Here is a 26485-nt window from a genome sequence, read left to right as displayed (position 1 = left end):
CGGGTCGATTTCTTGTTTAGACTAGAGAATCGAGGAATTACGATGAATCATAATTTAGTGCAATTATTCGAGGAAGGGACGGTCGTCTTACCAAAACGATTGTTCACAGAGGCGAAACGATTAGGTATCAGTTTTGTCGAGTTCACGTTAATTGGTCAACTGTTTGCCTGTCGGGCGGAAGGCATGGAGATGCCGTCTCCGGAAGAGTTAAGTAATCGACTTGGACTATCCGAGACGGAAACAATCGAGACGACACTCGGTTTATTACAAAAAGGATTACTAGCGATGGAGAACGTCAACGGGTCTGAACGTTATTCGCTTGTGCCGCTTTACGAAAAACTGATGGCACCACCGGAACAGGAAGCACCGAACTTTGATACAATCAACCCATCCGTCTTCCAACAATTCGAGCGGGAACTCGGGATGATGTCACCGTTTCAGATGGAGCAAATCATTCAGTGGTTGACGATCGAAAATATTTCGGAAGAGCTCGTGCTCGCTGCACTTCGAGAAGCGGTCTATCATAACGTTCGCAAGATGACTTATATCAATCAAATTTTACGAACATGGGAACGCGAAGGCATCAAGACACTTGAGGATCTTGCCGGGCGAGGAGGCTGAGTAGATGTTACGGAAAGCAGAAATCGATCGGATTGAAGCGACGTTAGAAGAGATGTTTCCGGATGCATTTTGCGAGTTGATTCACCGCAATCCGTTTGAACTGGTCGTCGCGGTCGCACTGAGTGCGCAAGCGACCGACGTACTCGTCAATCAGGTGACGCCTGGATTATTTGCTGCGTATCCGGATCCTGCTTCACTTGCTGCGGCGCCGGTTGAGGAAATCGAGGACAAGATCAAACGACTTGGATTATACCGGAATAAAGCAAAAAACATCAAGGCACTGGCAGCACAACTCCTTGCGCAACACGACGGTGAAGTCCCGACGGAACGAGCCGGACTTGAAGCATTACCTGGTGTCGGGCGTAAAACGGCGAACGTCGTCTTGTCTGTCGCCTTCGATGTCCCGGCATTTGCAGTTGATACACATGTCGAGCGCGTCTCGAAACGTCTCGGAATCTGTCGGTGGAAGGATAATGTCACACAGGTTGAAGCGACACTCATGCGCCGTTTCAAACGAGAACGTTGGTCAAAACTCCATCATCAATTCATCTTCTTTGGACGTTATCACTGTAAGGCACAACGTCCGAACTGTGAAGCTTGCCCGTTACTCGACATGTGTCGAGAAGGGAAAAAGCGGACAAAAGGATTAGCGACACCATAAAAAAGTGGATCCCTATCGGATCCACTTTTTTTGAGTCATCAACCATTCCAAGGGGTATCGGACCATTCACGACGCTTTTTCGTGATCGGTACTTTTTTGAAACCCCAGTTTCGGAAATCTTGGTCCGGGCTATCGCGGCGAATGTAAATTTTATCTTTGATGGCTTTAAAAATCCGGTTTTCGTCCCCATAATGGACAAACCGTGGTTTTACCTCGATGACACCACGACGGACGCGGGACAAAGGTAAGCAGACCAAATCGGCAATCTCAAGACCAGATTGGTAGAGGTCGCTGTCTTTTTCAGCAAAGATGAAGCCCTTGATTTTTTGACGGCTTTTTTCAACGTCGAGATGGACCGTTCCTGAATTGAAGATATCGAAGAATGCCTTTTGAATTAGCAAGTTCTGATAATCATCACGACTTTCAAGCACAACACGTGCACTCGTCGCTTCTGTCTCATCAAGGAAGGAATAGAACGATTTCATCAGATGAGCGAAGGCAACGACATACGGATCCTTCGGTGTCGAGAAGAAGTCTTGCAGCTTCTGTTTATCGACTTCGACACTGACGATCGTACAATCGATATCGACTAAAAATTCCGGTAAGGCAATCCAGAAGTGACGCAACATATCGATCGTGATCCCGTCTTCTTTTCCATATGGATGTTCGGCTTTTAAAATTTCTTTGAGATGAAGCGGAATATGTGGATCCTCAAAGACTTTTGCCTTGAAGTCCATCAAACGTTGACGAAGCGGACTCGGTTCGCCCGTCTCATCCGAATCGATGGCATATTTATATTCCATCAAGACACCTGTTAGATTGAATTGTGTATTCCCCTTAGGTGTTCCTGTCTCATCAACGAACATGATGTATTTCTTCGGGGCAGGGGTTGAGTTCTTAGGAAATCCTTTGACATCAACGCCTTTGACGTTCGATTGTACCCGTTTGTTCAAATGAATCTCCTCCAATTGCACGATAATTACACAGTCTTTAAGAAAGAAATGCTCTTGATGCCACTTTACACGCTAGGCGACTGAAAAGCTATAGCCTGGCAAGTGAAACCGGTGAAACATTCCCTTATAGATTAGGTGTTCGACTCAAGGAAGATAATTCCTGTTTTTAATTATTATTCTTCGCCATTCATCAATCGATCGATATAGCGGACGGATTTAATCGTTTCATTGAAACGTTTCAGACTCGTCTTTGGCTGAAAGGCTTGGACAGAAATCTGCTTCAGTTGATCCACAGCACTTTCGACCATGCTCGGACGTAAGTAAGGACTATCTTGGGCATTCGTTTGCCACTGCGCAATCAGTTGATCTGCTCGTTCGACGAACGGTACGACGTCTCGATTGAAGTCATATTCGGTTCCGGCACGTCCTTCCTGATATATACGTTCAATCTCTTGTAATAACGGTTCAATTGTCATTGGTTTTTAACTACTCCTCTCGGCCGATACGGTACAATCACATATCATGGTACAATAAACGCGATAGGAGGGGAATCGTTTTGAATTACCCGAATGGGAAAAAATTTCAAAAGCCACTCGAGTCGCACGGAACCCGAATCAAGAAGGCACGATCAACCGATTCAACCTTTTCAAATCGTGGGATGACGCTCGAAAAATTATTGAATGAAAGTAATACGTTTTATCTGACTCATAATCGGGCAATCATTCACAAGAAACCCACTCCGTTACAAATCGTTCAAGTGGATTATCCAAAGCGATCTGCAGCTGTCGTCAAAGAAGCTTATTTTAAGCAACCATCGACGACCGATTATAATGGTGTCTACCGCGGAAAATATATTGATTTCGAAGCGAAGGAGACGACAAATAAAACGTCCTTCCCGATAAAAAATTTTCACCCCCATCAAATCGCACACATGCGTCAATGTGTCGAACATGGAGGAATTTGTTTTGTCATCATTCGATTCAGTCTGTATAATGTGCAATATGTGCTTTCAGTCGAGCACGTGTTCCCCTGGTGGGATCAACTCGAAAGCGGACGGAAATCCATTCCGCTGACGATCATCGAACGAGACGGTATCAAAGTCGAGACTGGCGCGTACCCTGCTATCGATTATTTAAAGGCAGTGGACGAACTATATTTCAATTCAGACACTTTTTGATTGAAGGAGAAGGATAGCATATGGAAAGAAGTCGTGTCGCACGTCGTGAAGAGACGAAGTCATCTGAGAAAAAGATGAAACGGACGAAACGTCCCCAAAAGAAAAAATCAGGTGGAGGATCCGGTGGGAAAGGTCCACTCTGGAAAAAGTTATTGTTGATTGCTACCGGATTATTTATCTTGATGATGTTGATCGGAGGCGGATTTGCGGCTTATGCGATTGCTACGGCACCTGAGCTTGATGAAGCAGAGCTTCGTGATGCTTTACCGTTAAAGATTTATGCAAGTAATAAAGAGGAAATCACAAAAGGTGGAACGAGCCGAGAATATGTGTCGATTGATGAAGTACCAGAAGTCGTCAAGGACGCATTCATCTCGATCGAGGACCGTCGTTTTTATCAGCATAACGGGATTGATTTCCGTCGTCTCGGAGGTGCCATCATCGCGAACGTCACCGATGGATTTGGTTCTGAAGGCGCTTCGACGATTACGCAACAGGTCGTCAAACAATCATTCCTCAGCTTTGATAAAACAATCACACGGAAAGTCCAAGAGCAATGGCTTGCGATCCGCTTAGAGCAGGATTATACGAAAGATCAGATTTTAGAGATGTACTTGAATAAAAACTACTATGGTCAAAACTCATTTGGCATCCAGACCGCTTCAAAAGCCTATTTCAATAAATCAGTTGATAAGTTGAATTATGCGGAAGCTGCAATGCTCGCGGGATTACCGCAACGTCCGACAGCTTATGATCCAATCAAAGGATCTCCGAAGCTAACGAAATGGCGTCAGACGCAAGTCCTCAATGCGATGCAAACGACAGGCGTCATTACAAAAGCGCAACGAGATAAAGCGGTTAAACAACCAATTTCGAAATTAATCAATCCGGCGCCGAAGTCAACGAAGGATGAATCATATGATAGTGTCATCTTCGACATGGTATCAAAAGAGTTAGAAGATGATTTTGGTCTAGAAGGAAAAGATATCTATGGTCAAGGGTTAAAGATCTATACGTCGATTGATAAGCCGATGCATGACTATATGAACGAAGCAATCAAAAAAGATCAAATCGTTCAATTACCGGAATATGCTGAAACGGCTGCTACGGCAATTAATACGCAAACCGGAGAAATTCTTGCAGTCGTCGATGGTAAAAATCCAGGTAAAGGAACAGCGCGACGAAACTATGCAAATGAACCCCATCAACCGGGATCATCCGCAAAACCATTCTTCGCATACGGCCCGGCCATCGAAAATGACAAATGGTCGACTGCGAAACAATTGACGGATAAGCCGACAGAAGTCAACGGAAAAGAGATTGGAAACTATTATGATGGATATCGTGGTACGAATACGATTCGTTATTGGTTGAAAATCTCGGCTAACACACCTGCCATTCAGACGTTCCAAGAAATTGGTGGGGATGCAGTCGAAGCATTCGCTGAAAAGTCTGGCTTGAAAATGAAAGACGATGAGTCGATTTCACCAGCTTATGCAATTGGTGGGATGAAGCATGGTTTTAATACGACTCAGATGGCAGGAGCTTATGCAACACTGGGTAATGGGGGCGATTATATCAAACCGCACGTCATTAAATCGATTGAGTACAGTGACGGATCTAAAATCAAGTCACCAATCAAATCGAAAAAGGCGATGGAAGACTACACAGCTTATATGTTGACGGATATGCTTCGTGATGTCTTGAAACCAGGCGGTACGTTCCCAAGTGCTGGGTTGTCGTTTGATGCAGCCGGTAAGACAGGGACAACTAATGCTTATAAAGATGTCTGGTTTGCAGGATATACATCTGATGTCTCGATCAGTGTCTGGACAGGAACAACGAAATCAGGAAACAACAATGGATCCGGACTCAGTGGTCCGTATAACAGTACGATGGCACAGCAAATCTGGAAAGATTTCATCACGAAAACACGCGATCGAACGCCAGCGCCATTTGAACAACCAAGTTCTGTCCTCAGTATCGGAAACGAATTATACGTGAAAGGGACGAAGGAACCTGTCGTTGAAAAAAAGACGGTACCCGCTCCGACTGGATTACAAGCATCTTACGATGAAGACAAAAAGAGCGGTGAACTGACTTGGAACTACAATGACGCTGCGCTTCGTGCCAATGGGTATGATAATGTATCGTTTGAAGTAAAGATGACAGATGCTGATGGTAAATCATCGACAGTCGGAACGAGTACGACGAATCGAATCAGTATCAGTGGATTAAAGCCAGGTCGCTCGATATTCCAAGTCGTAGCGAAAGCGTCAGGAGAAAAATCGGGACCAGTCTCGACGACGGTAACGGTCACCGATCCTGAAGAAGAAAAACCGTCAACGGACGAGCCAACGACGGATGAACCAACGACGGATGAACCGTCGACGGACGAGCCAACGACGGACGAACCGTCAACGGACGAGCCAACGACGGACGAACCGTCAACGGACGAGCCAACGTCGGACGAGCCAACGACGGACGAATCGTCAACGGACGAGCCGACGACGGACGAGCCAACGACGGACGAGCCAACGACGGACGAACCGTCAACGGACGAGCCAACGACAGACGAACCAACGACGGATGAACCGTCAACAGATACACCGAATTCAAATGATGGTGCGAATGCACAAAACAATTCGAACGGTTCAACGGAACGAAACAACTCGAATGATAATGGAAATAATGGTCGTGGAAACGACGCTACGAATTCTACAACACCATAAGCACGACTTGTAAAGAAAGACAAGACCAAAGACGAGTAGATCGTTCTTTGGTCTTGCTTCTTTTTTTGTATAATGAAAAGTGGAAGGAAGTGAAGGCATGCAAGCGAAACAAACGCTCGTTGCATTTCTTGAAGAATTGAAACAGGACCGTTCATTCATGGAGCGGATTACGTATATGAAAACGATGGAAGCGACAGCGGGACGCTATGTCGATTTTCCAGAACAGTTACCGGAACGCTTGCGCCAAGCCCTCCGGACACGTGGCATCACTCAGTTATACCGTCACCAAGGATTGGCGTATGAACGCGTACAAGCAGGCGAGTCGACGGTCATCGTCACTCCAACCGCCTCGGGAAAGACCTATTGTTTTAATTTACCGGTCTTATCACACTTGCTCGAACATCCAAATGCACGAGCGTTGTATCTGTACCCGACAAAAGCGCTGGCACAAGATCAAAATAGTGAATTACTCGAACTGATCGATCAATTAGAGGCTCCAATCCGTTGTTTCACATATGACGGAGATACGTCACCGACGATTCGAACAAAAGTACGAAAAGCCGGGAACATCGTCATTACGAATCCAGATATGCTACATTCCGGAATCTTACCACATCATACAAAATGGATCGAACTATTTGAGAACTTAAAATATATCGTCATCGATGAGCTTCATACGTATCGCGGTGTCTTTGGCAGTCATGTCGCGAATGTCATTCGTCGCTTACGACGGATTTGTCGGTATTATGGCAGTAATCCCGTCTTCATCATGACAAGTGCAACGATTGCAAATCCAAAGGAACTAGCCGAACGATTAACGGAGAAAACAGTCGGACTAATTGATGAGAATGGTGCGCCGACAGGACGTAAACATTTTCTCGTCTATCAACCACCGATCGTCAACGCACAACTCGGTATTCGACGCTCGGCGACACTTGAGACAAAACAATTAGCGATGCGCTTCATCAAGAACAAGTTTCAGACAATCGTCTTTGCACGGTCTCGCGTCCGCGTCGAAGTCTTACTGACGTATCTGAGAAGTATCTATCCGCACGAGCTTGGTCCTCGATCCATCGAAGGGTATCGGGGTGGTTATTTACCAAGTGAACGTCGCGATATCGAACGACGATTACGCCAAGGAGAAATCACAGGTATCGTCTCGACAAATGCTCTTGAACTCGGTGTCGACATCGGTCAACTGCAAGTGTGTATCATGAACGGCTATCCGGGTACGATTGCTTCACTTTGGCAACAAGCAGGACGAGCGGGGCGTCGGCAAGATGATGCACTAATCATTCTTGTCGCCTCATCTGGTATGCTCGATCAATATGTTGCAGAACGACCAGAGTTATTCTTGAATCAATCCCCGGAAGCAGCGCGACTTGATCCAGATAATTTGATCATTGCCGTCGATCACGTCAAATGTGCGGCGTTTGAACTGCCTTTTACGAAAGGCGAATCATTTGGAACGCTTGAGACGGAAGACATCCTCGAGTACTTAGTCGAAGAGCGTGTCCTGCACGAGCGAGGCGATCGTTTTTATTGGATGAATGACGCGTTTCCAGCACACGGGATATCGCTACGGTCGAGTGATCAAGAGAATGTCATCATCGTCGATCAGACCGAGGTACCGAATCGAGTCATCGGCGAGATGGATACCTTTAGTGCAATGACGTTGTTACATGACGAGGCCATTTATTTGCATGGGGCCGATCAATACCAAGTCGAGTACTTGGATTTTGAGGAGAAAAAAGCATTCGTCCGTGCAGTAGACGTTGATTATTATACAGATGCTAATTTTTCAGTCGACCTTTCCGTTCTCGAAGAAGATGAACAGTATGCAGAGGGAGAATACAGTGTTGCGCGTGGAGATGTCAGTGTTCGGGGGATGGCGACGATGTTCAAGAAGATCAAGTTCGGAACACATGAGAACATCGGGTCTGGTCCGATTCACTTACCGGAACGAGAGATTCATACGACAGGTGTCTGGTTCACCTTACCCGATCATGCACGCTCCTCGACGGAGCTTGAACAAGTGTTGGAAGGTGTCGCGAATAGTTTACGGCGTGTTGCTCCGCTTTATTTGATGTGTGACGCTAGTGATGTCTTCGTCGTGCCGCAAGTCAAGGCGACACACACGCAGCAACCGACCGTCTATCTATATGATCGTTATCCTGGAGGCGTTGGTCTCGCGGAATCAATCTACAAACAACGCGGTGTCATGCTACGCGCAGCGCGTGATTCAATTGTCACATGTCCTTGCCAGGACGGTTGTCCTGCTTGTATCGGCATGGTCGGCGTAGCAGACGAGAAAGAACGAACGATTCAGTTGTTAGCAGAAATGGAGAAGGAATTATCATGAAAAATCGTCTTAGACGAATGCTGAAATCTACATCAGACGTCTCATCGGAGAATATAGAGCCTTCTGTCCTCGAAGTGGAAACGCTAAAGCCAACAAGCGGATGGACTGAAGAGCAACAAGCCTGGATTGATCGTGGGGCGGATATCTTAACATTCGAACAAGAGTGGATTGTCAGGGTCGACAAACGCTATGCTTTGACGGACCGGCATGGAGACCGGAGTTTTGCCGAAGTGTATGAGTCTTTACAGCTTCCTCATCCACCACTTGCGCTGGATGTCCCACTTGAGCAGGTCATCTTCTTTGATACGGAAACGACAGGATTGCGGGGAACCGGAACGACGATTTTTTTACTCGGGTTTGCGCGCTTTGAGCAGGGAGGATTGTTGATGCGACAATATTTCTTACCGCATCCGCACTTTGAGGCTGCCTTTTACCATCACTTCCTGCATGATATCGGGGATGATGTCCGATTCGTGACCTATAATGGAAAAAGCTTTGATTGGCCGCAAATCAAGACACGACACGTTTTCGTTCGGGAACGTGTTCCACGATTACCGAAAGTCGGTCATCTTGATTTACTCCATGTTGCGCGGCGCATTTTTAAAGGAATGTATGACTCGTATCGATTGACAGCGATGGAAGAGCGGATTGGATTCGAGCGGGAAGGTGACCTACCTGGTTTTTTGGCACCAATGCATTATTTCCAATATGTCGAACATCAGCAACCGGAAATCATGACGGGCGTCTTACAACATCATCTAGATGACTGTTTAACGCTCGTTGGACTGTATGATGCGTGTAACCGTCTTGTCACGCATCGGGCGGAAGCACCTTCTCCTATTCAAGAGAACATCGCGATTTGGTTAGCGGATCTTGGAATCCATGAAGAATCCCATGCTCATTTTCAGCAGGTTAAAGAATTATCAGCAGAAGGATGGCTACGCCAAGGGTATTTGCATAAAAAAATGAAGAACCATGAACAAGCTAGAGACTGCTTTTTAAAAAGCGATAGTTACTTGGGGTATCTCGAACTTGCGAAGTGGGCAGAGCACATTGCAAAAAATCCTGTGCTTGCTTATGATTATACGGAACGAGCACGACAACACGTCGAACGGCATCATTGGTTAATCACTAAAAAAGAACGAATATTAGCTGAACTGGATCATCGAGAACGTCGGTTAAAAAGGAAGTGTAACTCGTGAAAGTAGTCGCCATCACAGGATACAAACCAAATGAACTAGGCATCTTTGATCAAAAACACCCGGGTATCCGGGTCTTAAAGGCAGCATACCGAGAGCGGATGATTCGCTTGATTGAAGACCGTGGAACAGAGTGGTTCATTACGAATGCCTCGCTTGGATGCGAAATCTGGGCATGCGAAGTCGTTCTTGAATTAAAAGAAGAGTATCCAGATATTCATCTTGGTATCCTCTTGCCGTTTTTAGAACAGGAAGCGCGCTGGAAAGAACCAGTCCAAGCACAGTATCTTTCGATTCTTGAACAAGCTGACTTTGTCGAAGCAATCAGTCAGAAACCGTATACGGATCCATCGCAGTTGCGTAATAAAACTGAATTCATGATCCAAAAAAGCCAAGGATTGTTGTCGGTTTTTGATGAAGAGCATGGAGGATCAGCGAAATTTTTAGTAGAGCGTGCTAGAATGGAAATGGAACAATCCGATTATCAGTTATTTTTGATTACACAAGATGATTTATCTTGGCTCGAACAAGAATTACAATACAATGATCAGTGGGAGTGAAGAGGATGTATAAGCCATTGTTGACAGCGGACGATATTTACAAAAAGGAATTCAAGACCGGCCTCCGTGGCTATGTCATCGAGGATGTCGATGGATACTTGGATCAAATCATTAAAGACTATGAAGGATTCGAACGTGAAATCGAGCGTCTGAAGAAAGAGAATGAGGCGTTGAAACAAGCACCGGCTCAACCAGAAAAACGGGAAGAGCGTCGTGTTGAACACGTTGAACCACAAGTGTCGAGTTCATCCAATTATGATATGTTACGTCGTATTTCGAATCTTGAGAAGGCGGTTTTCGGTCGCCCTCATCAAGACTAATGAAAAAAGACATTTCTGCCAATCGTCAGAAATGTCTTTTTTGATTTCCTTCTTTTTGAAAGAATCGTCATGTATACGAAAACGGTGTTAAGATAACTACTAATACATATTACAAAGGATGATGAATCATGTTACAAGTCATGACTGCTTCTGTTCCGGCACCACCACGCCGTCGCTTTTTTGCAAGTAAGCAAGTGAATACGATGACGCATGAAACAGATGCGCTCTGCAATGAAATCCGTCATGTATGTCGTTTTGATTGGATGTTATTTGAACGTATACGTCTAACTGAAACGATTATCATTCCCTTTGCTTTGATTGGTCCAAAAGGGTTGTTTCTTGTGTTGCAAAACGATGCAGTCGTAGAATGGATGACGGAAGAATCCTGTCATGTCAGCGATCCTATGCATGGGAAAAAGGTGTTTTCACCCCATCCGATTAATCAATCGAAACGAATTGTCCAAATGGTTCGAAAAACGCTAAAAAAACAAGGGATCGTCATACCGATTCATGGCATCACACTTTTTCCGAATGCACCACAGATGCGGACGGAACGAATTAAATTTCCGACGGGTCATACATTCAAAGATGTGCGAGCGTTCATTGTTTCAAAGAAATCCTCTCCTGTTCAAGAGCAAGAACGAAAACAAGTCGCGTTTTATCTCGCGCAGCAACAGGAATGAATAAAGGCAGTGAAGCGAACGCTTCACTGCCTTTCATTTAAATTTATCGTCTTGGTCGAGACGCAAGGATGTTCTCGGCTTGATCCAGGTCTTCTTTTAAGACATACACCGCTACGCGATCGTCTAAATCTTTACTGAAGCGTCGGAATAAAAACGAAGTCTTGACGCCGCGTTCGACTCGAATGTCTAGATCAGCTGCCTCAAGTCGAGCAGCATCCTTCAATAAATCTTCTCCTTTTTCACCGAATGCTTCTCCGAGAAGCGACCATCGAAGATTTTCCTTCGCTCGTCTACTGACGATGACAAGAAATGCCACAATCAGAAGAATGATCAAAATCGTTCGAATCAGTTGTATATCCATATCTGCCTTCACCTCATCTTCTATCATACCGAGTTAGCGCGCATAAAGTAAACGTTCAACATAACGGGCGAACGATTTACTTTTTAAACCTTGCTGGCGATACGCGATATAACCGTCAGGGCGAATCAAATATAGTCCGGATTGCTTAATGCCGAAGCGTCGTGCGAGTTCGCCACCTTGATCGACGACACCATCCTCTTTAAGGGATTGATGGATGGGTACTGTCTCAAATAGATCTGGATAGGTATAGGCGAGTTCCTTAAATGGCTCAAGAAGATCGTCAGTTGCGTTTTTTGGTAAGAACAACAGTAATAAGAAATTTCGATCCGCGCGACGTAACAAGAGTTCATTTTTTTTCGTCCGCGGATGTACGACTTCACTGTAGGGCATCGGTTCACCCGGCTTAGGTGTCAATGGACTGAAGTGTCCTTGCGTGACAAAGGTCAGGCTTGCTGGGTAGTGACTGTTGAGTTGAGCAATTCGATTCGTCACGAAATGATGTAAGGGTGCGATCTTGAGACTATTTCGAATGACTTTTTCTTGTAGAGGCAACAAAAACGGAATGTTGATCTGCAAGAGTTCGGTTGCTAAATTCGTTGATCGTAAGATACCTTGTGCCGCTTCGCGGCGTTCGACACTGTAAGAATCAAGCAACGGAAAACTCGCTTTGAACTGATGCACACACCAAAGTTTCCAAGCAAGGTTCATCGCATCAGCAATCCCTGTATTCATTCCTTGACCACCGACAGGGGAATTGATGTGTGCCGCATCCCCAATCAAATAAATTCGATGGTGACCAAATTTCTCGATAATTCGATTATGGACACGGAACATGGAGTACCAATGGACTTTTTTTAGCTCGAACGGTACTTTGGCTCGATTTTGTAAAAAATCATCAATCGCTTTATGATCAGTCGGAACAGGTCCGCTCGTTAGGTTGCCCGTAATGCGGAATAAATTCGACTGAAGTGGGAAAGACTCGATGACCCCATGATCAGAGAAGAAAATGTGGACCTCTTCGGAAGAGAGCGGCCAGTCGACTTCGATATCGGCCAATGCCCACGACTCTTTGAACGATTTTCCGCTAAATGGAAGTCCAAGTTCTCGACGAACAAAGCTATTCGCGCCATCAGCTCCGATGATAAAGGAAGCATCTACCGTCTCTGTCTCTCCTTTATGTTGTAAGGTAGCAGTAACGAACGTTGGAAATTGAGCGAATCCTGTTAATTCCGTCTCTCGTTCAACGGTATGTCCGTAAGTGGCGAGTCGTGCTTCGAGAATCCGTTCCGTCTCACTTTGAGGCAAGAGCGTAACAAACGGAAAAGGTGTATTTAAATCAGTAAAATCAAGCTTTGCCTGCCATGCACCATTAACATAGAGGTTTCCTTGATTGATTTTAATCGCATTTTCCATTAAATCTTCTGCCACGCCAAGTCTTGCGAACAATTCAAGGGAACGTGCTTGAATGCCGATGGCTTTGGAGACGACAGATGGTCCACTTGCACGTTCGACGATGCGGAAGGATAATCCATAGCGCGAGAGTGCGAGTGCGAGTGTTAAACCGGTTGGTCCGGCACCAATAATGAGGACATCTAATTTTTTATTCACGGATAACCCCCCTTAATTTACATCTTAGCCAAAACTCGTTACCATTAAACTATTGATGACACGCTCGACGTGTGAAAGGATGAAACTTGTGAACGAACAACTTTTTACGACAGAACGATTGATTGCGAATTTTAAGGAATATATCCGTCAGAACGAGGCTCATCTGACAAAGCGCAATGCTTTAAACGCCTACTACAAGACGGTAGCGGGATCGATTTTATCGGACCGGATCGCTAAAAATGCGGATCTGATCGTTCGTATGCGCCATCTTGAAGAAGCGTATCATCATGTTGCACAAGAAGGGCGATGAAGCAGGTGAACTTAGCCGATATCCGAAAACACTATGTAGATTCAGAAGAACGTTTACCTCGACATGCAGCAGCCGTACTCGTTCCTTTGGTTGAACAGGATGGCGAAGTCTATCTGTTATTTCAAGTACGAGCCAAAACCCTACGTTCGCAACCAGGCGAAATCGCTTTTCCAGGTGGTCGGATCGATGGCGGTGAATTACCGAAAGCAGCAGCCATCCGTGAAACGGTTGAAGAATTAAATGTCAGTGCTTCCGAGATTGAAGTGATTGGAACGCTCGAACCACTCGTGACACCGAACCGGTCAATTATTTATCCGTATCTTGGTATTCTACATGCAACGGATTTTAATCCTTCACCGGCAGAAGTCGATCATGTCTTTCTCGTATCCTTGACAGAATTGATGACTTCTAAACCAATCAAAGGGGATATGGAGTGGCGGATACGCCCTGGTAAGGAAGTGCCGACCGAACGAATGGCGAATCGAGAAGCATATCTCGATCGTACGTATACAGTCACGGAGCATTTCTATGAGCACGGGGATTATCTAATTTGGGGATTAACCGCTAAAATCTTGCGCCAGTTCTTAGCTCAATTGACGCGTGACTAGCTTTTTTGGTCGTTATTTTATATGATTAACTGTAATTGAACGTGTCAGGAGATGAGTCAAATGGAAGAAACAGAAGAGTTATTCGATTATATCGTTGGTGATATGGTAAAAACAAAAGAAGGCTGGGTTGCGGAAGTAACAGCTGTATTGACAAATACGGTCGTCGGTGATGTATCCCATACGAAAAACTTTGAGGCACTCGGCTTAGAATTTGAAAAACAAGTCTTGTTAAAGTCAGAGATCGAATTGTTAGAACGTAAAACAAAATAATACATGAAAGCATACCAAGCTACTATGGTGTGCTTTTTTTATGTTCATTCAAAAAAATGAATAATAATGAAATATGATATTGGCTGGAGTGTTGTTAGGTCAATCGAAATGACTGAAAACATCGAAAAGATACATTTATTACAAAAGAGTAACAAAAGATAAATCGTAACAGAACGGTTACAAAATATAAAAACGTTGCTATACAACGAATGAGAGCGTTTTTTGTAAGCGTGTAACCATTTCGTTACTTTTTGACAGATATATTTCAAATCATGGTGTTCGCTTTTCAAACGGTTTGTCGCCGTGATACGTTGTGCGGGTCGTAAAACGGCGAGAAAGGTTGGCACCAACATGAAACGAACATCATTCCTATTATCCCTCTGTTTAGCGGGATTCATATTTATTCTTTTGCCGCATCATGAAGCTTCAGCGGCACAAATCGGGATTGGAACAGAAAAGACGATCGTACAAAATCCGTTAGAGATGAAACGTCAAGCTGCTCAAAAAAAGCGGGAACAAGCTGAGGCAGAAAAGCGAGCTCGATTACAAGCCGTAGCCAAACAAAAAGCAGAAGCGGAGCAGAAAGCAAATGCAAATGCTAAAAAGAGAGCACGACAAGCTGCGAAGCAAAGCCGGAAGCAAGTGAAGACGGATCGTTCATCAAAACGTACGGTAACATTTGAAACGACAGCGTATACGACAAATCCAGAAAACAATGGAAGCCGCTTGTATAATGGTCGTGCCTTAACGGCATCAGGTTATGACGTCACGAATACGATTACATATGAAGGTCGTCGGATCGTGGCTGTTGATCCATCTATCGTGCCGCTTGGAACAAAAGTTCATGTAGAAGGTTTTGGTGACGCAATCGCACTCGATACAGGTGGTGCGATTCGTGGAAGAATCATGGACCTTCTAGTAGGATCAAAACAAGAAGCACTAGAATGGGGACGCCGCCAAGTGACGGTAACGTTCGAATAAATCAATATCGAGACTAGACGATGGGTAAACTCCATCGTCTTTTTTTGTGTTAGTAAAAATGAATCAGTATTCGGTTATAAAACAAATTGTTTAGGAAACGAGAGATCAATTGGTCAAAATAGGTTTTAGAATACGAGAGAAAGGGGAATTTTACAAAGATAATAAACAGGGGAAATGAGGGATGAGGAGTGATTGAGTTCAAAGATGTCGGCAAAACGTATGCGGATGGAACAAAAGCGGTGCAACACGTTAACTTTACCGTCGATCAGGGTGAGATTTTTTGTTTGATTGGTCCATCGGGTTGCGGAAAAACAACAACGATGAAGATGGTCAATCGATTGATCGATCACACAGAGGGTCAAATTTGGATCGACGGTGAGCCGATCATGTCAATCAACGAACATGAATTGCGGCGGCGAATCGGTTACGTCTTACAACAGATTGCCCTCTTTCCACATATGACGATCGAAGAAAATGTCAGTGTCGTGCCAGAATTATTAAAGTGGGACAAAGAAAAGGTGGCGCGTCGAGTCGATGAATTATTCCGTCTGACAGGTTTAAACACATCGCTTAAGAAAAAATATCCGAGTGAACTTTCTGGGGGGCAACAACAACGTGTCGGTGTCATGCGTGCGCTCGCAGCAGAGCAAGACGTCATCTTGATGGATGAACCTTTCTCCGCCCTTGATCCAATTTCACGTGAACAATTACAAAATGATTTGTTGCATCTAAACGAAGAGCTTGGAAAAACAATTTTATTCGTTACGCACGATATGAACGAGGCATTAAAACTGGGTAGTCGCATTTGTCTGATGAACGCTGGGGAGATTGCTTTCATCGGAACAAAGGAAGAAGTACTAGCGAGTAATGATCCATTTGTTCAAGAGTTCATGCGTCAAGTCAGGGGGAAAGTCGAATGAACGGCTTGATTGAAACGTATCAAGATCGGAAAAGTGAATTGCTTCAAGCGTTAATTGAGCATATTCAACTATCGGTCATTTCGTTACTTATCGCATGTATCATTGCCATTCCGCTTGGGATCTACTTATCACGGAATAAACGTCTGAGTGAGTGGTCGATTGGTGTGACTTCCGTCATTCAAACGATTCCATCATTAGCGCTACTTGGTCTGATGATTCCACTTGTCGGAATTGGTACAGTCCCGTCTATCATTGCACTTGTTCTCTATTCTTTATTACCAATCGTTCGAAACACATATACAGGTCTCGCCGAAGTCGATCCTTCAATCAAAGAGGCGGCACGCGCATGTGGGATGACCCCGATGCAAAGTCTATGGAAAGTCGAACTTCCGTTAGCTTTGCCTGTCATGATGGCCGGAATTCGAACGGCGATGGTATTGATCATTGGTACGGCAACGATTGCCGCTTTGATCGGTGCTGGTGGACTAGGGTCGATCATTCTCCTTGGAATTGACCGTAATGATAACTATCTCCTTTTGCTTGGTGCGATTCCTGCAGCTCTCCTTGCTCTTCTATTTGACGGTTTACTACGCCAAACGGAAGTCGCAACTCGTAAGCGGCAGACGGCACGTCTCGTGACGGCAGTCGTCTTAATGGTCGCAATCGTCATCGCACCTTTCGCATTCGGCCGTAGCGAACGACCAGATCTCGTCGTTGCCGGAAAACTGGGCGTGGAACCGGAAATCTTAATGAATATGTATAAAATCGTCATCGAAGATGAGACGGATTTAAAGGTTCAAGTCAAACCAAACTTCGGGAAGACGACATTCGTTTATAAAGCACTCGAGTCAGGAGACATTGATGCTTATCCAGAATTCACAGGAACGGTGCTCGCTAGTTTGACGAATGAAAAACCAAAATCAAACGATGCAAAAGAAGTATACGAACAGGCGAAAACCGGTCTAAAAAAACAAGATTTGACCTTATTGCCACCAATGAACTATAACAACACCTATGCTGTAGCCGTTCCGAAAAAATTAGCGGAACGCTACGATTTAAAGACGATTTCTGATTTAAAACAGGTCGCGAATCAACTGACGGCTGGATTTACATTAGAATTCAAGGATCGCCAAGATGGTTATAAAGGAATCCAAGATAAATATGATGTCAATTTCAATAAGGTCGTCACGATGGAACCGAAATTGCGTTATAAAGCGATTGAATCTGGTGAAATCGATGTCATTGATGCGTATTCGACCGATCCAGAGATTGCGAAATACGACATGCTTGTTCTAAAAGACGATCAGCAATTATTCCCACCGTACGAAGGAGCACCTTTACTTCGTCAAGAGACAATCGATGAGTATCCAGAGGTAAAACAAGCGCTTGAGCAATTATCGGGTAAGATTTCCGATGAAGAGATGTCGAAAATGAACGAAGCTGTCGCGTATGGTGGAAAAACTGCAAATGCGGTCGCCCGCGATTACTTGAAGAAGGAAGGCATCATCCAATGAAACTATTACTGATCAGTAACCCGACAGCCGGTACGAATGGTACAGGATTACTTGGAGAAGTCATCGAACCGTTAAGTACGTTGTTCGACGAGATCGTCATTCGAAATACAAAACAAGCAGGAGATGCGATGCATTTTGCGGAAGAATCATCCGCGTTTGACGCTGTCGTCGTCATTGGTGGAGATGGGACGGTCTTTGAGACGATCAATGGTGTAGCGAAATTAGAAAATCGCCCGATACTTGGCATTATTCCTGGAGGTACGTGTAATGATTTCGCACGAACACTTGGCTTACCGATGGCGCCACGGCTTGCAGCAGAAGCAATTGCTATGCAACATGTCGTTCAAGTCGACCTCGGGCAAGTCGGAGATAGCTATTTCTTGAACTTTCTGGGTGTCGGTCTCGTCGCCGAAGCATCGATTGGGATCGATACAGAAGAAAAAGCGCGTCTTGGGAAGATGGGGTATTATTTATCGACGATTCGCTCGAGTTTAGAAGCAAAACCATTTGAATATGAATTAATTTTAGATGAAGGTCGTCATATGACAGGTGAAGCAGTATTGATTCTGGCAGCAAATGGAGAATCACTGGGTGGAATCGAGACGAATTTGTCGGATGGAGCTTATAATGATGGAAAACTAGATTTGGTAATTGTTGATGAGGTAAATCTGACGACAATCCGGGACGTCATCCTTCAAAAAATTGGTCTCGCCAATGATCCATCTTTTACCCATATCTTGACGAGCGGATTTCAATTAAAGACAAAAGAAGCAAAAGTCATTGATACAGATGGTGAAAAAGCCATCCATACGCCAATTACCGTCAAAGTGTTACCGGAATATCTTCGAATGTATGGTGGCACTGATTAATACAAATTGAGTCGAGAGAAGGTCGAGATAATATTCGACCTTTTTTTTATTTTCATGCAATGCGTATATGCGGTTATGCTTTGACGCTTTAAAGAAAATATTTGATAAAGGATGACTTTCATGATTTCTTTCTGTACAATGAAAAAGTATTTTGAAAAGGAGGTGGAGCACCATGAAAGGAAACGCATGGGCTTCAAAAGTTGGATTTATTTTAGCAGCAGCGGGATCCGCCATTGGTCTGGGGGCCATTTGGAAATTCCCGTATACGACTGGAACAAACGGAGGGGGCGCCTTTTTACTTTTATTCCTCGTGTTTACCTTGCTACTTGGATTGCCTGTCTTGATTGCTGAGTTTTTAATCGGTCGAACGAGTGGGAAAACGGCACTTCAAGCGTTCTCGGCGCTTGGTCATAAGAAGTTCACGTTCATTGGTGTCCTGGGTGTCATCGCCTGTTTCTTGTTGCTCTCTTTCTACAGCGTCATCGGAGGCTGGGTCTTAATTTATACCATTCTTGGTTTTACAGGTCGGTTAACGACAATGGATAGTGGAGCACTCGGTGAATTATTCGGAACGATTTCAGCCTCACCGCTTTATGTCATCTCGGGGCAATTGATTTTCCTCGCTCTGACATGTTGGATCGTTTTACGTGGTGTTCAATCTGGTATTGAAAAAATGAGTAAGATCATGATGCCATTATTATTCGTGTGTTTTATCATTCTTGTCTTACGATCGTTAACGCTTAATGGTGCGATGGAAGGCGTCAAGTTTTTCGTTCAGCCTGATTTCTCGGTGCTCAACCGAACTTCTGTCCTGAGTGCCCTTGGGCAAGCGTTCTTTTCCTTATCGCTCGGTGTATCAGCGATGCTGACGTATGCATCCTATATGAAGGAACGTGGAGAAATTAACCGTTCGGCAGCATGGATTGTTGCGATGAATGTAGCCGTCTCATTATTAGCAGGATTTGCGATTTTCCCAGCCGTTTTTGCTTCAGGTCTTGACCCGGCAGAAGGTCCAGCGTTACTGTTTATCGTCTTACCGACCGTCTTCAGCCAAATTCAATTTGGTTCGTTGTTCTTGATACTATTCTTCTTGTTGTTCGCTTTCGCGTCGATCACTTCATCGATTGCGATGCTTGAGGTCGTCGTTGCTTCCTTGACGGATCGAAAAGAAAACGCGACGATGCGCGATAAAAAGCGGACGACTTGGCTTGCGACACTCGCAATCGCCATCGTCGGGATTCCATCTGCACTCTCGTTTGGAATTCTAGGTGATGCACAATTCATGGAGAAAACATTCTTTGACAGTGTTGATTTCCTCGTCTCAAACATTCTGATGCCGATTGGTGCATTATTGATTTCAATTTTTGCCGGTTACAAACTCGACCGAACTCTTATCGAGCAGGAGCTAGTAACAAGTCCATTCATGAAAAAAATCGTTCCTGTGTGGCGGGTAAGCGTATGCTACTTGAGTCCGATTGCGATTTTGATTATTCTCATCTGGCCAATTTTTGGATGATATATAACTCTCAGAAGGTAGTCGACAACGTGTGTCGACTACCTTCTTTATCGAAAGAGTTGATATAAAAAAAGGCGAACAGTTCGTTCTTCGGTCTGATGTCATTACTGCAAAAGTATGTTGAAATATAAATATACGAGGCGTAACATTTCGGGAAAACGGGAAACTTTTTGTTAAACGTTACGTAATGTTAAAATAAAGACATGTAGACCTGATAAAAGAATCAGCAAGAAGGAAGAGGGGATGATATGAAGTCTTCATGGTGGATATTTGGCTCCATCGGTATGATGTTCGTATTTTTACAATTGGCTGATACGTTCAACTTTTCGGGAATCTTCATCGCACTTGGGTTATGGTTCATTTGGAGTGGTTATCGGACTAAACCAGGACGACGATATCGGACTGAACGAAAATCGACCGAAATCAAGCGGAAAAATGTCAAAAAGAAACTACTACTCGATGACGAAGATGAGTTTGTGGGCAGTGTCATCTTAAAACCCGAGCGGGCGACACGACGCTTTGAGGAGACGGATGATTTAGAACTTCAAGTCTTGCAACGGACGATTGAGGAAGGATTTGTGAAAATCCAGACGTATGATCAAATCGTTCCCTCCATACGAGATGGTGAAATTAGAAGTGAGATGCGAATGGTTTCACGCGAAGCCCATGTATTGTTCGAAGAGTTATATGAAAGTCCACGAGACGTCAAAAAAGTCCGAGACTTCTTTACATTCTACCTAGATTCCTTATTATCGATTTCAGAAAAATACGCCGATCTGGAACGCCGTGGTGCCCAAGTTCAAGTTGATACGAAAAATCAACTGATTTCGAATTTGAAAATGATTGGTCAAAAATTAAAACAACAACAAACCTTATTGCTCGAAGGGGATACCGTTGATTTAGAACGGGAACTCTTGACGATTGAAAAGGTTCTAGCACAAGAGACCGAACAACAAAAACAGGAGGAGAGTTACCGACATGACCCATTCTGATAAAGAAACGTGGCAACAATGGCCTGATGAGCAAGATCAACCAACGATCTCCGATCCGTCGGTCGATCTAAATATAGCGGAGACACCTCCTAAAATGCCGGCACGCCCTGTCGAAGAGATGATTCCTTCGGATGTTCCAGCAGAACAACGACAAAAGATCGAACGTTTGCTGCAAGTAATCGATCTTCAAAAGACGGATGCCGTCATGCAATTTGGAGCACCCGTCCAGCGTGAACTCTCTCAATTCTCCGATCAAGTCTTAAGTGAAGTAAAAATGAAGGACGGCGGGGAGGCAGGAAAACTGCTGAGTGATTTAATGCAACGTGTACGTCAAATGGATCCAGACACACTTCAAGAAAAAAAGAGTTTCTGGTCGAACGTTCCGGTTATTGGGCGAGCAAAGAAAAAAGCAGAAACGTATTTCTTACAGTATGAGAAAATGAGTGCTTATCTCGAAGAAGTCGTACACAATCTTGATCGATCGAAATTTGGATTGATGAAAGACATCACTTTACTCGACCAAATGTATCAAAAAAATAAACGTTATTTTGAAGAATTGAACGTCTATATTGCGGCTGGCGAGACGAAAATCGCTCATGTGCGTCAGCATGAAATCGAACCGCTACGGACAGAAGTCGAGGTATCTCGGGATCAGACGAAGTTACAGGAATTAAATGACTTGATTCAATTGACGGACCGTTTCGAAAAGAAAATCCATGATTTAAAATTATCACGAACGATCAGTTTGCAAATGGCGCCGCAAATTCGCGTCATTCAACAAAACAACCAAATTTTAGCGGAAAAAATCGAATCGGCGGTCGTCAATACGATTCCGCTCTGGAAGAACCAAGTCGTCTTATCCTTAAGTTTATCACGTCAAAAAGCAGCACTCGAAATGCAAAAGGATGTCACCAACACGACGAATCAGCTACTTGAGCAAAATTCGAAGTTACTGAAAGAATCGTCGATTGAAATTGCGGAAGAAAACGAAAAAGGAATTGTTTCTGTCGAATCATTAAAAGTGGCACACCAAAACTTGATTGAGACACTTGATGAGACATTACGCATTCAACAAGAAGGAAAACAAAAACGTCGCGATGCTGAGCATGAATTAGAACGAATGGAAAACGAATTGAAACAAAAAGTCATCGAAGTTGCCTCAAAAAGTAGAGAATTACCGAATCGACCATACTAAGGAACACGAATTTTCGTGTTCCTTTCCTTCATGAAAGGAAGGATTTTAAATGAATATAGAAGAGAAGCAATTGAAGTGGGACACAACATGGTTATTATTTGCGCGGATGATGGCAGATCGTCATTCAAAATGCGCCTCAAAATCCGTTGCTTGTGTCATCGTCAAAGACGAAAAGCCGATTTCGATCGGGATAAACGGAACACCCAGTCAGCATGTGAATTGTAATGAAATTTACTTAAAGCAAGAGGGTATTCTCTATACATCAAGATCCGACCATCCGATTACTGAAGAGTCGATTGAACGAAACGGGATTCTCTTTTATCGTTGTGAAAATCAAGAGGAACATCATGAGTGGTCGAAGCAGCATGAGATTCATGCTGAAATCAATGCACTCGGTAAGCTAGCTGCCGATTCGACGAGTGCGCGTCATGCGACAGCATACGTCACACATAGTCCGTGTCATGCGTGTAGTTTAGCGCTCATTGCCTCTAAAATTGATCGTGTCGTCTATTCGACAGGATATGAATATGGGGACGGATTGAACCTGATGCGACAAAGTGGAATCGAAGTCATCCACTTGCCACTCGCAAACGAATATTTTCTTGAAAAAATTTAACGAAAAAGGGTTGTAAACGCTTCCATGGCATTGTATGATGAAATCAAGCATTGCCATGGTAATTATTCACTCTTCCATTCGGACTGATTTTCAATCGAAAATCGGTCCACTTTTTTTAGAAAAGAATTGACAAGACTTGAATAGTTTGGCATGATGACTATAGAATATGACGAAGCGGAACGCCGCATTTTCATACAAAACCAATCAAGGAGCTGGAATGCCAGGTCGTTGAATGAAAAATCCTGACTCATTCGAGTCAGGATTTTTTTATTATGGATGAACAAGCATGGTTTCCTTGAGACGCTTAGCACTGATTTTACATTTTGTAGCGACTGCACCCGCGAGGATTGTCATAAATCGTTGACAAAGAATGTCTGGTTGCGACTGATGTAAAAACAGTTGATGCAATAGTCGATTGAAAGCGGCATCAAGTGTAGAAAGATGTCGTTTGATAGCGGTCGGTGACATATGTTGAATTTCTTCTGCTAAATAACCTGCATCACATTGGAAAGCAGAGAGGATCAACAATTCCGTCTGCATATCAGCCAAGGATAGTCCTTCTTCTTTAACACAATGACATGCCTGACGTAACTCATGAAGCAACAACTCTTCCAGAGCATGCGACGTATGCGATTGGTACGGATCATACGATTGAACAGCTTGCCGAATTTGGTCGCGTGTCACGATTTTGGATGGATCCAATTGATCGTGTGTGACGACAGCTTCGCTGTATAAATGAGTAAGTGGTCGAATCATCGTTTCTCCTCCTTAAAGCATAAAAATTGACTTCCATGTTCATCATAATTCATTTAGAAAACGCTTACAATATATGTTTGATAGTAGTCGTGATGAAATCGTCTCTGCTATGATATGGATGAAGAAAAAGGAGTGAGATGAAGTGATGCAATTATTCAAGGCACTTCCAGAAGTGACGATGCCTTCTAATGAAAATGACGCTTTTTCTATCAATCAATCAAATCAACCGATTGGACTTTCGCTAGATACACTTGTTCCTGGTGAGCGAATCGAAGAAGTACTACTCGTTGCCTCGGGTGAAATTCGCACAGGTCAAACCGGACGAGAGTGGTTACAGTTTACATTCAACTCGCCTGCTGGATCTTGTAAAGGAAAACAATGGATCAATCAAGGAACAGCAGAAGAAGCACTCCGTCCATATCTCGAGACACGAATTGTTCGAGTCGAAGCAAAAGTAGAAGAGTATCCGCCGCAATCCGGTAATAAATCATTGACGGTTCAACGCGTCGCACCGATTTATGATGCTTCACCTACGCAGTTCTTGCCGCAGCTACCGTCAGAGGAGTCGCTTGAAACGTATCGTGATCAGTTACTTGGATTGATCGATCAACTAGATACGCCTTACCGAGAAATCGCGCTATCGATTCTGCGACAGTACTGGGCGGACTTTTCAACGCGACCGGCTGCCTTATTTCATCACCATGCCTATATCGGTGGATTATTAAAACATACTGCCTGTATGATGACGATTGGTCAAGGAATCTGTGGTAGTGAACAACCGTATTTGACATTGCTGAAATGTATCCAAGAAGCAGAGGCCGATCACAAAAATGAACTATTCCAAGCATCTGAACGAGAGATGCGTCAATTTTCTTGGGATGACAGCTTTGATGCGCTTTATCAAGCAGCAAAAGGAATTGCTCTGTTAGATCAACGACCGAATCCGAATGAATTGTTGCTCGGTATTTTATTGCACGATATCGGTAAATTGTGGGAATATACACATGCAGGTGCATCGACAGATCGTTTTTCGAGACTGTTACACGTAACCGAAGAAGAAGAAGAACTAGCAGGTATTGCGCTTGATCCAGATGGTGTTCTTATAGGACATATGCCATACGGATGCTTCGTGCTCGAACAAACGCTTCGAGAAGAAGATATTCGGTTACCACGAGCGGTCTATCATCGTCTCATGCATATGGTATTATCGCACCATGGGAAACGCGAGTGGGGATCAAGTGTTACGCCGCAAACGGCGGATGCCTGGTATCTTCATGCGATTGATCTGCTCGATGCACGAAAAGAAAAATGGCGTCAGCAACAAGGACGCTAAGGAGTGAAATCATGCAAGACAAAATACGTACGACCGTCATTACTGGTTTTTTAGGTGCTGGTAAGACCACGTTACTCAACCATCTTGTTTCTCAACCGACAGAGAAGTTTGCGTTGCTTGTCAATGAAGTAGGTTCTGTTCACATTGATGAAGCATTGATTGAGCGAAGCGATGAAGAGATGATCGAATTGACAAATGGTTGCATCTGTTGTTCTATTCGAGGTGATTTACGGGATGCATTGCTACGGATTGCCAAACGTCGCCGTGATGGGGAACTATCATTCGATCGATTATTGATCGAAACGACTGGTGTCGCTGATCCAGGACCGATTCTTCAGACATTTTATTTTGAACCAGCCGTTGAACAGTCTTATCAGATTTCAAGTGTCGTCACAGTCATTGATGCGTATCACTTAGAACGACAATTGACGTTCCAAGAAAATGTGAAACAAATCGGATTTGCTGATGTACTTGTATTAAATAAGATGGATTTAATTAAAGCATCAGAACGTGAAACGTTGATTGCTTTGCTGCGCGAACGAAATCCATCTGCAGCCATCATTGAAACGGAACAGGGACAACTGGAATCAAATCGACTATTTGAAACATTCCATTTTCCAAAAGAAGAACAAGTGCGACTCAGCCAACAAACAGATCAGATTCATCAATCTGTCGAAGATTTTACGGCACTAACGATTGTTGAGGAACGACCATTGAATCGAAATCGATTCGGTATGGTCCTACGTGAGGTGTTAGAAGCCTACGCGGAAGATCTCTATCGTTATAAGGGGATCATCCATTTTGCAGATACAGAACGAAAAGTAATCTTACAAGGGACAGGGATGATTTACGGAACAGCAATCCGAGAACCATTTAGCGAACAACCAAAGACGACGCTCGTCTTCATTGGGAAAGGGCTAGATGAGCAAGCGATACGAAAAGGAATCGAGGCGGCAATTGAACATGGTTGAACTTTATTTTGACGGAACGGTCCGTCCCTCAAACGACGAAGCAGCGGTTGGACTGTTTAGCAAAAGCTCCGAGGGAGAAGTCACAGAAAAAATGTATCAAATTCAAGCAATTAATAATCATGAGGCAGAATTCATCGCATTTGCAAAAGCCGTCGAGTGGGCGCACGAACTAATTACTCAAGGAGAGAGCGTCATTTCGTTTCGGACGGATTCAGAAGCGGTTGCATTAGCGGTCGAACGTGAATTCGTCAAGAATAAACGAACGCAGACGATCTTTGATCCTGCTTTTGAACGCTATCAACTCTTACCACTCGCCTTCGTGAAGTGGATTCCGCGGTCTGAGAATAAAGCAGATCGCGTCGCACGCGAGGCATTACGATTATACGAAGCATAATTG

General features: G+C 44.1%; 28 protein-coding genes. 23 read left to right on the top strand and 5 right to left on the bottom strand.

Translation table 11 applies throughout. The annotated features are described in order from the left end of the window. The first annotated feature begins 42 nt into the window (after window positions 1–42). The gene (locus tag ACN9MT_RS09460; RefSeq protein WP_023468616.1) at window positions 43–621 is read left to right on the top strand and encodes a DnaD domain-containing protein; all 579 of its coding nucleotides are present in this window, start codon (window positions 43–45) and stop codon (window positions 619–621) included. A 4-nt stretch (window positions 622–625) separates the two neighbouring features. Continuing rightward, the gene (gene nth / locus ACN9MT_RS09455) at window positions 626–1282 is read left to right on the top strand and encodes an endonuclease III (protein WP_023468615.1); all 657 of its coding nucleotides are present in this window, start codon (window positions 626–628) and stop codon (window positions 1280–1282) included. Window positions 1283–1320: 38 nt separating this feature from the next. On the opposite strand, the gene ACN9MT_RS09450 is transcribed toward nth, so the two are convergent. Together ACN9MT_RS09450 and ACN9MT_RS09445 are read right to left on the bottom strand one after the other, a co-directional pair. Continuing rightward, entirely contained in the window at window positions 1321–2235 is a 915-nt protein-coding gene (locus tag ACN9MT_RS09450) for a DUF3800 domain-containing protein (protein ID WP_023468614.1), read from the bottom strand. A gap of 173 nt (window positions 2236–2408) precedes the next feature. Continuing rightward, a complete protein-coding gene (locus ACN9MT_RS09445; RefSeq protein ID WP_023468613.1) occupies window positions 2409–2711 on the bottom strand; it encodes a DUF1798 family protein in 303 nt (100 codons plus the stop codon). A 74-nt stretch (window positions 2712–2785) separates the two neighbouring features. On the opposite strand from ACN9MT_RS09445, the gene recU reads away from it, so the two are divergent. The 7 genes from recU (at window position 2786) to ACN9MT_RS09410 (ending at window position 11268) form a co-directional block, all read left to right on the top strand. Further along, on the top strand, window positions 2786–3412 hold the full coding sequence (gene recU, locus ACN9MT_RS09440) for a Holliday junction resolvase RecU (RefSeq protein WP_215148244.1): 627 nt from the start codon (window positions 2786–2788) through the stop codon (window positions 3410–3412). A 20-nt stretch (window positions 3413–3432) separates the two neighbouring features. Next, window positions 3433–6144: a PBP1A family penicillin-binding protein gene (locus tag ACN9MT_RS09435; protein WP_426272125.1), complete on the top strand. Its 2712-nt coding sequence runs from the start codon at window positions 3433–3435 to the stop codon at window positions 6142–6144. Window positions 6145–6241: 97 nt separating this feature from the next. Next, window positions 6242–8506: a DEAD/DEAH box helicase gene (locus ACN9MT_RS09430; RefSeq protein ID WP_056062151.1), complete on the top strand. Its 2265-nt coding sequence runs from the start codon at window positions 6242–6244 to the stop codon at window positions 8504–8506. Then, window positions 8503–9708 carry a ribonuclease H-like domain-containing protein gene (locus tag ACN9MT_RS09425; RefSeq protein ID WP_426272124.1) on the top strand — a complete coding sequence of 402 codons (1206 nt, stop codon included), beginning with the start codon at window positions 8503–8505 and terminating at the stop codon, window positions 9706–9708. The genes ACN9MT_RS09430 and ACN9MT_RS09425 overlap by 4 nt, the downstream gene beginning before the upstream one ends. Further along, entirely contained in the window at window positions 9705–10265 is a 561-nt protein-coding gene (locus tag ACN9MT_RS09420) for an SLOG family protein (protein WP_426272123.1), read from the top strand. The genes ACN9MT_RS09425 and ACN9MT_RS09420 overlap by 4 nt, the downstream gene beginning before the upstream one ends. A gap of 5 nt (window positions 10266–10270) precedes the next feature. Beyond that, a complete protein-coding gene (gene gpsB / locus ACN9MT_RS09415) occupies window positions 10271–10585 on the top strand; it encodes a cell division regulator GpsB (RefSeq protein WP_035407267.1) in 315 nt (104 codons plus the stop codon). 128 nt (window positions 10586–10713) lie between these two features. Next, window positions 10714–11268, top strand: coding sequence for a nuclease-related domain-containing protein (locus ACN9MT_RS09410; protein WP_290751162.1), 555 nt, complete (start codon window positions 10714–10716; stop codon window positions 11266–11268). 43 nt (window positions 11269–11311) lie between these two features. Here the strand turns inward: ACN9MT_RS09410 and ACN9MT_RS09405 are convergent, their stop codons facing one another. Together ACN9MT_RS09405 and ACN9MT_RS09400 are read right to left on the bottom strand one after the other, a co-directional pair. Further along, on the bottom strand, window positions 11312–11629 hold the full coding sequence (locus ACN9MT_RS09405) for a hypothetical protein (protein ID WP_056062146.1): 318 nt from the start codon (window positions 11627–11629) through the stop codon (window positions 11312–11314). A 33-nt stretch (window positions 11630–11662) separates the two neighbouring features. Then, a complete protein-coding gene (locus ACN9MT_RS09400) occupies window positions 11663–13237 on the bottom strand; it encodes an FAD-dependent monooxygenase (RefSeq protein ID WP_035407276.1) in 1575 nt (524 codons plus the stop codon). Window positions 13238–13325: 88 nt separating this feature from the next. Here ACN9MT_RS09400 and yvfG point away from each other — a divergent pair, with 88 nt between their 5' ends. From yvfG to ACN9MT_RS09345, 11 genes are all read left to right on the top strand, one after another. Beyond that, the gene (gene yvfG, locus ACN9MT_RS09395; protein ID WP_035407279.1) at window positions 13326–13547 is read left to right on the top strand and encodes a protein YvfG; all 222 of its coding nucleotides are present in this window, start codon (window positions 13326–13328) and stop codon (window positions 13545–13547) included. Further along, complete coding sequence (locus ACN9MT_RS09390) at window positions 13544–14155, top strand: NUDIX hydrolase (protein ID WP_058704911.1); 612 nt, start codon at window positions 13544–13546, stop codon at window positions 14153–14155. Before yvfG ends, ACN9MT_RS09390 begins: the two co-directional genes overlap by 4 nt. Window positions 14156–14215: 60 nt before the next feature. Beyond that, a complete protein-coding gene (locus ACN9MT_RS09385) occupies window positions 14216–14425 on the top strand; it encodes a hypothetical protein (RefSeq protein WP_023468601.1) in 210 nt (69 codons plus the stop codon). A gap of 351 nt (window positions 14426–14776) precedes the next feature. Next, the gene (locus tag ACN9MT_RS09380) at window positions 14777–15406 is read left to right on the top strand and encodes a 3D domain-containing protein (protein ID WP_290751148.1); all 630 of its coding nucleotides are present in this window, start codon (window positions 14777–14779) and stop codon (window positions 15404–15406) included. 188 nt (window positions 15407–15594) lie between these two features. Next, the gene (locus ACN9MT_RS09375; protein WP_035407287.1) at window positions 15595–16326 is read left to right on the top strand and encodes an ABC transporter ATP-binding protein; all 732 of its coding nucleotides are present in this window, start codon (window positions 15595–15597) and stop codon (window positions 16324–16326) included. Then, window positions 16323–17840, top strand: a complete 1518-nt coding sequence (locus ACN9MT_RS09370; protein WP_056062137.1) for an ABC transporter permease/substrate-binding protein — start codon at window positions 16323–16325, stop codon at window positions 17838–17840. Before ACN9MT_RS09375 ends, ACN9MT_RS09370 begins: the two co-directional genes overlap by 4 nt. Next, window positions 17837–18709, top strand: coding sequence for a diacylglycerol/lipid kinase family protein (locus tag ACN9MT_RS09365; RefSeq protein WP_035407293.1), 873 nt, complete (start codon window positions 17837–17839; stop codon window positions 18707–18709). The genes ACN9MT_RS09370 and ACN9MT_RS09365 overlap by 4 nt, the downstream gene beginning before the upstream one ends. A 172-nt stretch (window positions 18710–18881) precedes the next feature. Continuing rightward, on the top strand, window positions 18882–20225 hold the full coding sequence (locus ACN9MT_RS09360; protein WP_426272122.1) for a sodium-dependent transporter: 1344 nt from the start codon (window positions 18882–18884) through the stop codon (window positions 20223–20225). Between the two features lie 248 nt (window positions 20226–20473). Beyond that, window positions 20474–21217: a 5-bromo-4-chloroindolyl phosphate hydrolysis family protein gene (locus tag ACN9MT_RS09355; protein WP_035407298.1), complete on the top strand. Its 744-nt coding sequence runs from the start codon at window positions 20474–20476 to the stop codon at window positions 21215–21217. Next, window positions 21204–22412, top strand: a complete 1209-nt coding sequence (locus ACN9MT_RS09350; protein ID WP_214854348.1) for a toxic anion resistance protein — start codon at window positions 21204–21206, stop codon at window positions 22410–22412. The genes ACN9MT_RS09355 and ACN9MT_RS09350 overlap by 14 nt, the downstream gene beginning before the upstream one ends. A 49-nt stretch (window positions 22413–22461) precedes the next feature. Continuing rightward, the gene (locus ACN9MT_RS09345) at window positions 22462–23028 is read left to right on the top strand and encodes a deoxycytidylate deaminase (RefSeq protein ID WP_056062130.1); all 567 of its coding nucleotides are present in this window, start codon (window positions 22462–22464) and stop codon (window positions 23026–23028) included. Window positions 23029–23298: 270 nt separating this feature from the next. Here the strand turns inward: ACN9MT_RS09345 and ACN9MT_RS09340 are convergent, their stop codons facing one another. Next, on the bottom strand, window positions 23299–23784 hold the full coding sequence (locus tag ACN9MT_RS09340; protein WP_426272121.1) for a hypothetical protein: 486 nt from the start codon (window positions 23782–23784) through the stop codon (window positions 23299–23301). Between the two features lie 145 nt (window positions 23785–23929). On the opposite strand from ACN9MT_RS09340, the gene ACN9MT_RS09335 reads away from it, so the two are divergent. The 3 genes from ACN9MT_RS09335 to ACN9MT_RS09325 are packed head-to-tail and all read left to right on the top strand — an operon-like array spanning window position 23930 to window position 26482. Further along, window positions 23930–25117: an HD domain-containing protein gene (locus ACN9MT_RS09335; RefSeq protein ID WP_426273500.1), complete on the top strand. Its 1188-nt coding sequence runs from the start codon at window positions 23930–23932 to the stop codon at window positions 25115–25117. Window positions 25118–25128: 11 nt separating this feature from the next. Next, entirely contained in the window at window positions 25129–26088 is a 960-nt protein-coding gene (locus ACN9MT_RS09330; RefSeq protein ID WP_035407311.1) for a CobW family GTP-binding protein, read from the top strand. Further along, window positions 26081–26482: a reverse transcriptase-like protein gene (locus tag ACN9MT_RS09325; RefSeq protein WP_035407314.1), complete on the top strand. Its 402-nt coding sequence runs from the start codon at window positions 26081–26083 to the stop codon at window positions 26480–26482. Before ACN9MT_RS09330 ends, ACN9MT_RS09325 begins: the two co-directional genes overlap by 8 nt. Window positions 26483–26485 lie beyond the last annotated feature (3 nt).

Source organism: Exiguobacterium sp. R-17, from assembly GCF_049913315.1.
Taxonomy (GTDB): domain Bacteria; phylum Bacillota; class Bacilli; order Exiguobacteriales; family Exiguobacteriaceae; genus Exiguobacterium_A.
The sequence above is the reverse complement of the archived record's forward strand: the minus strand, read 5'-3'. Positions and strand labels throughout refer to the sequence as shown.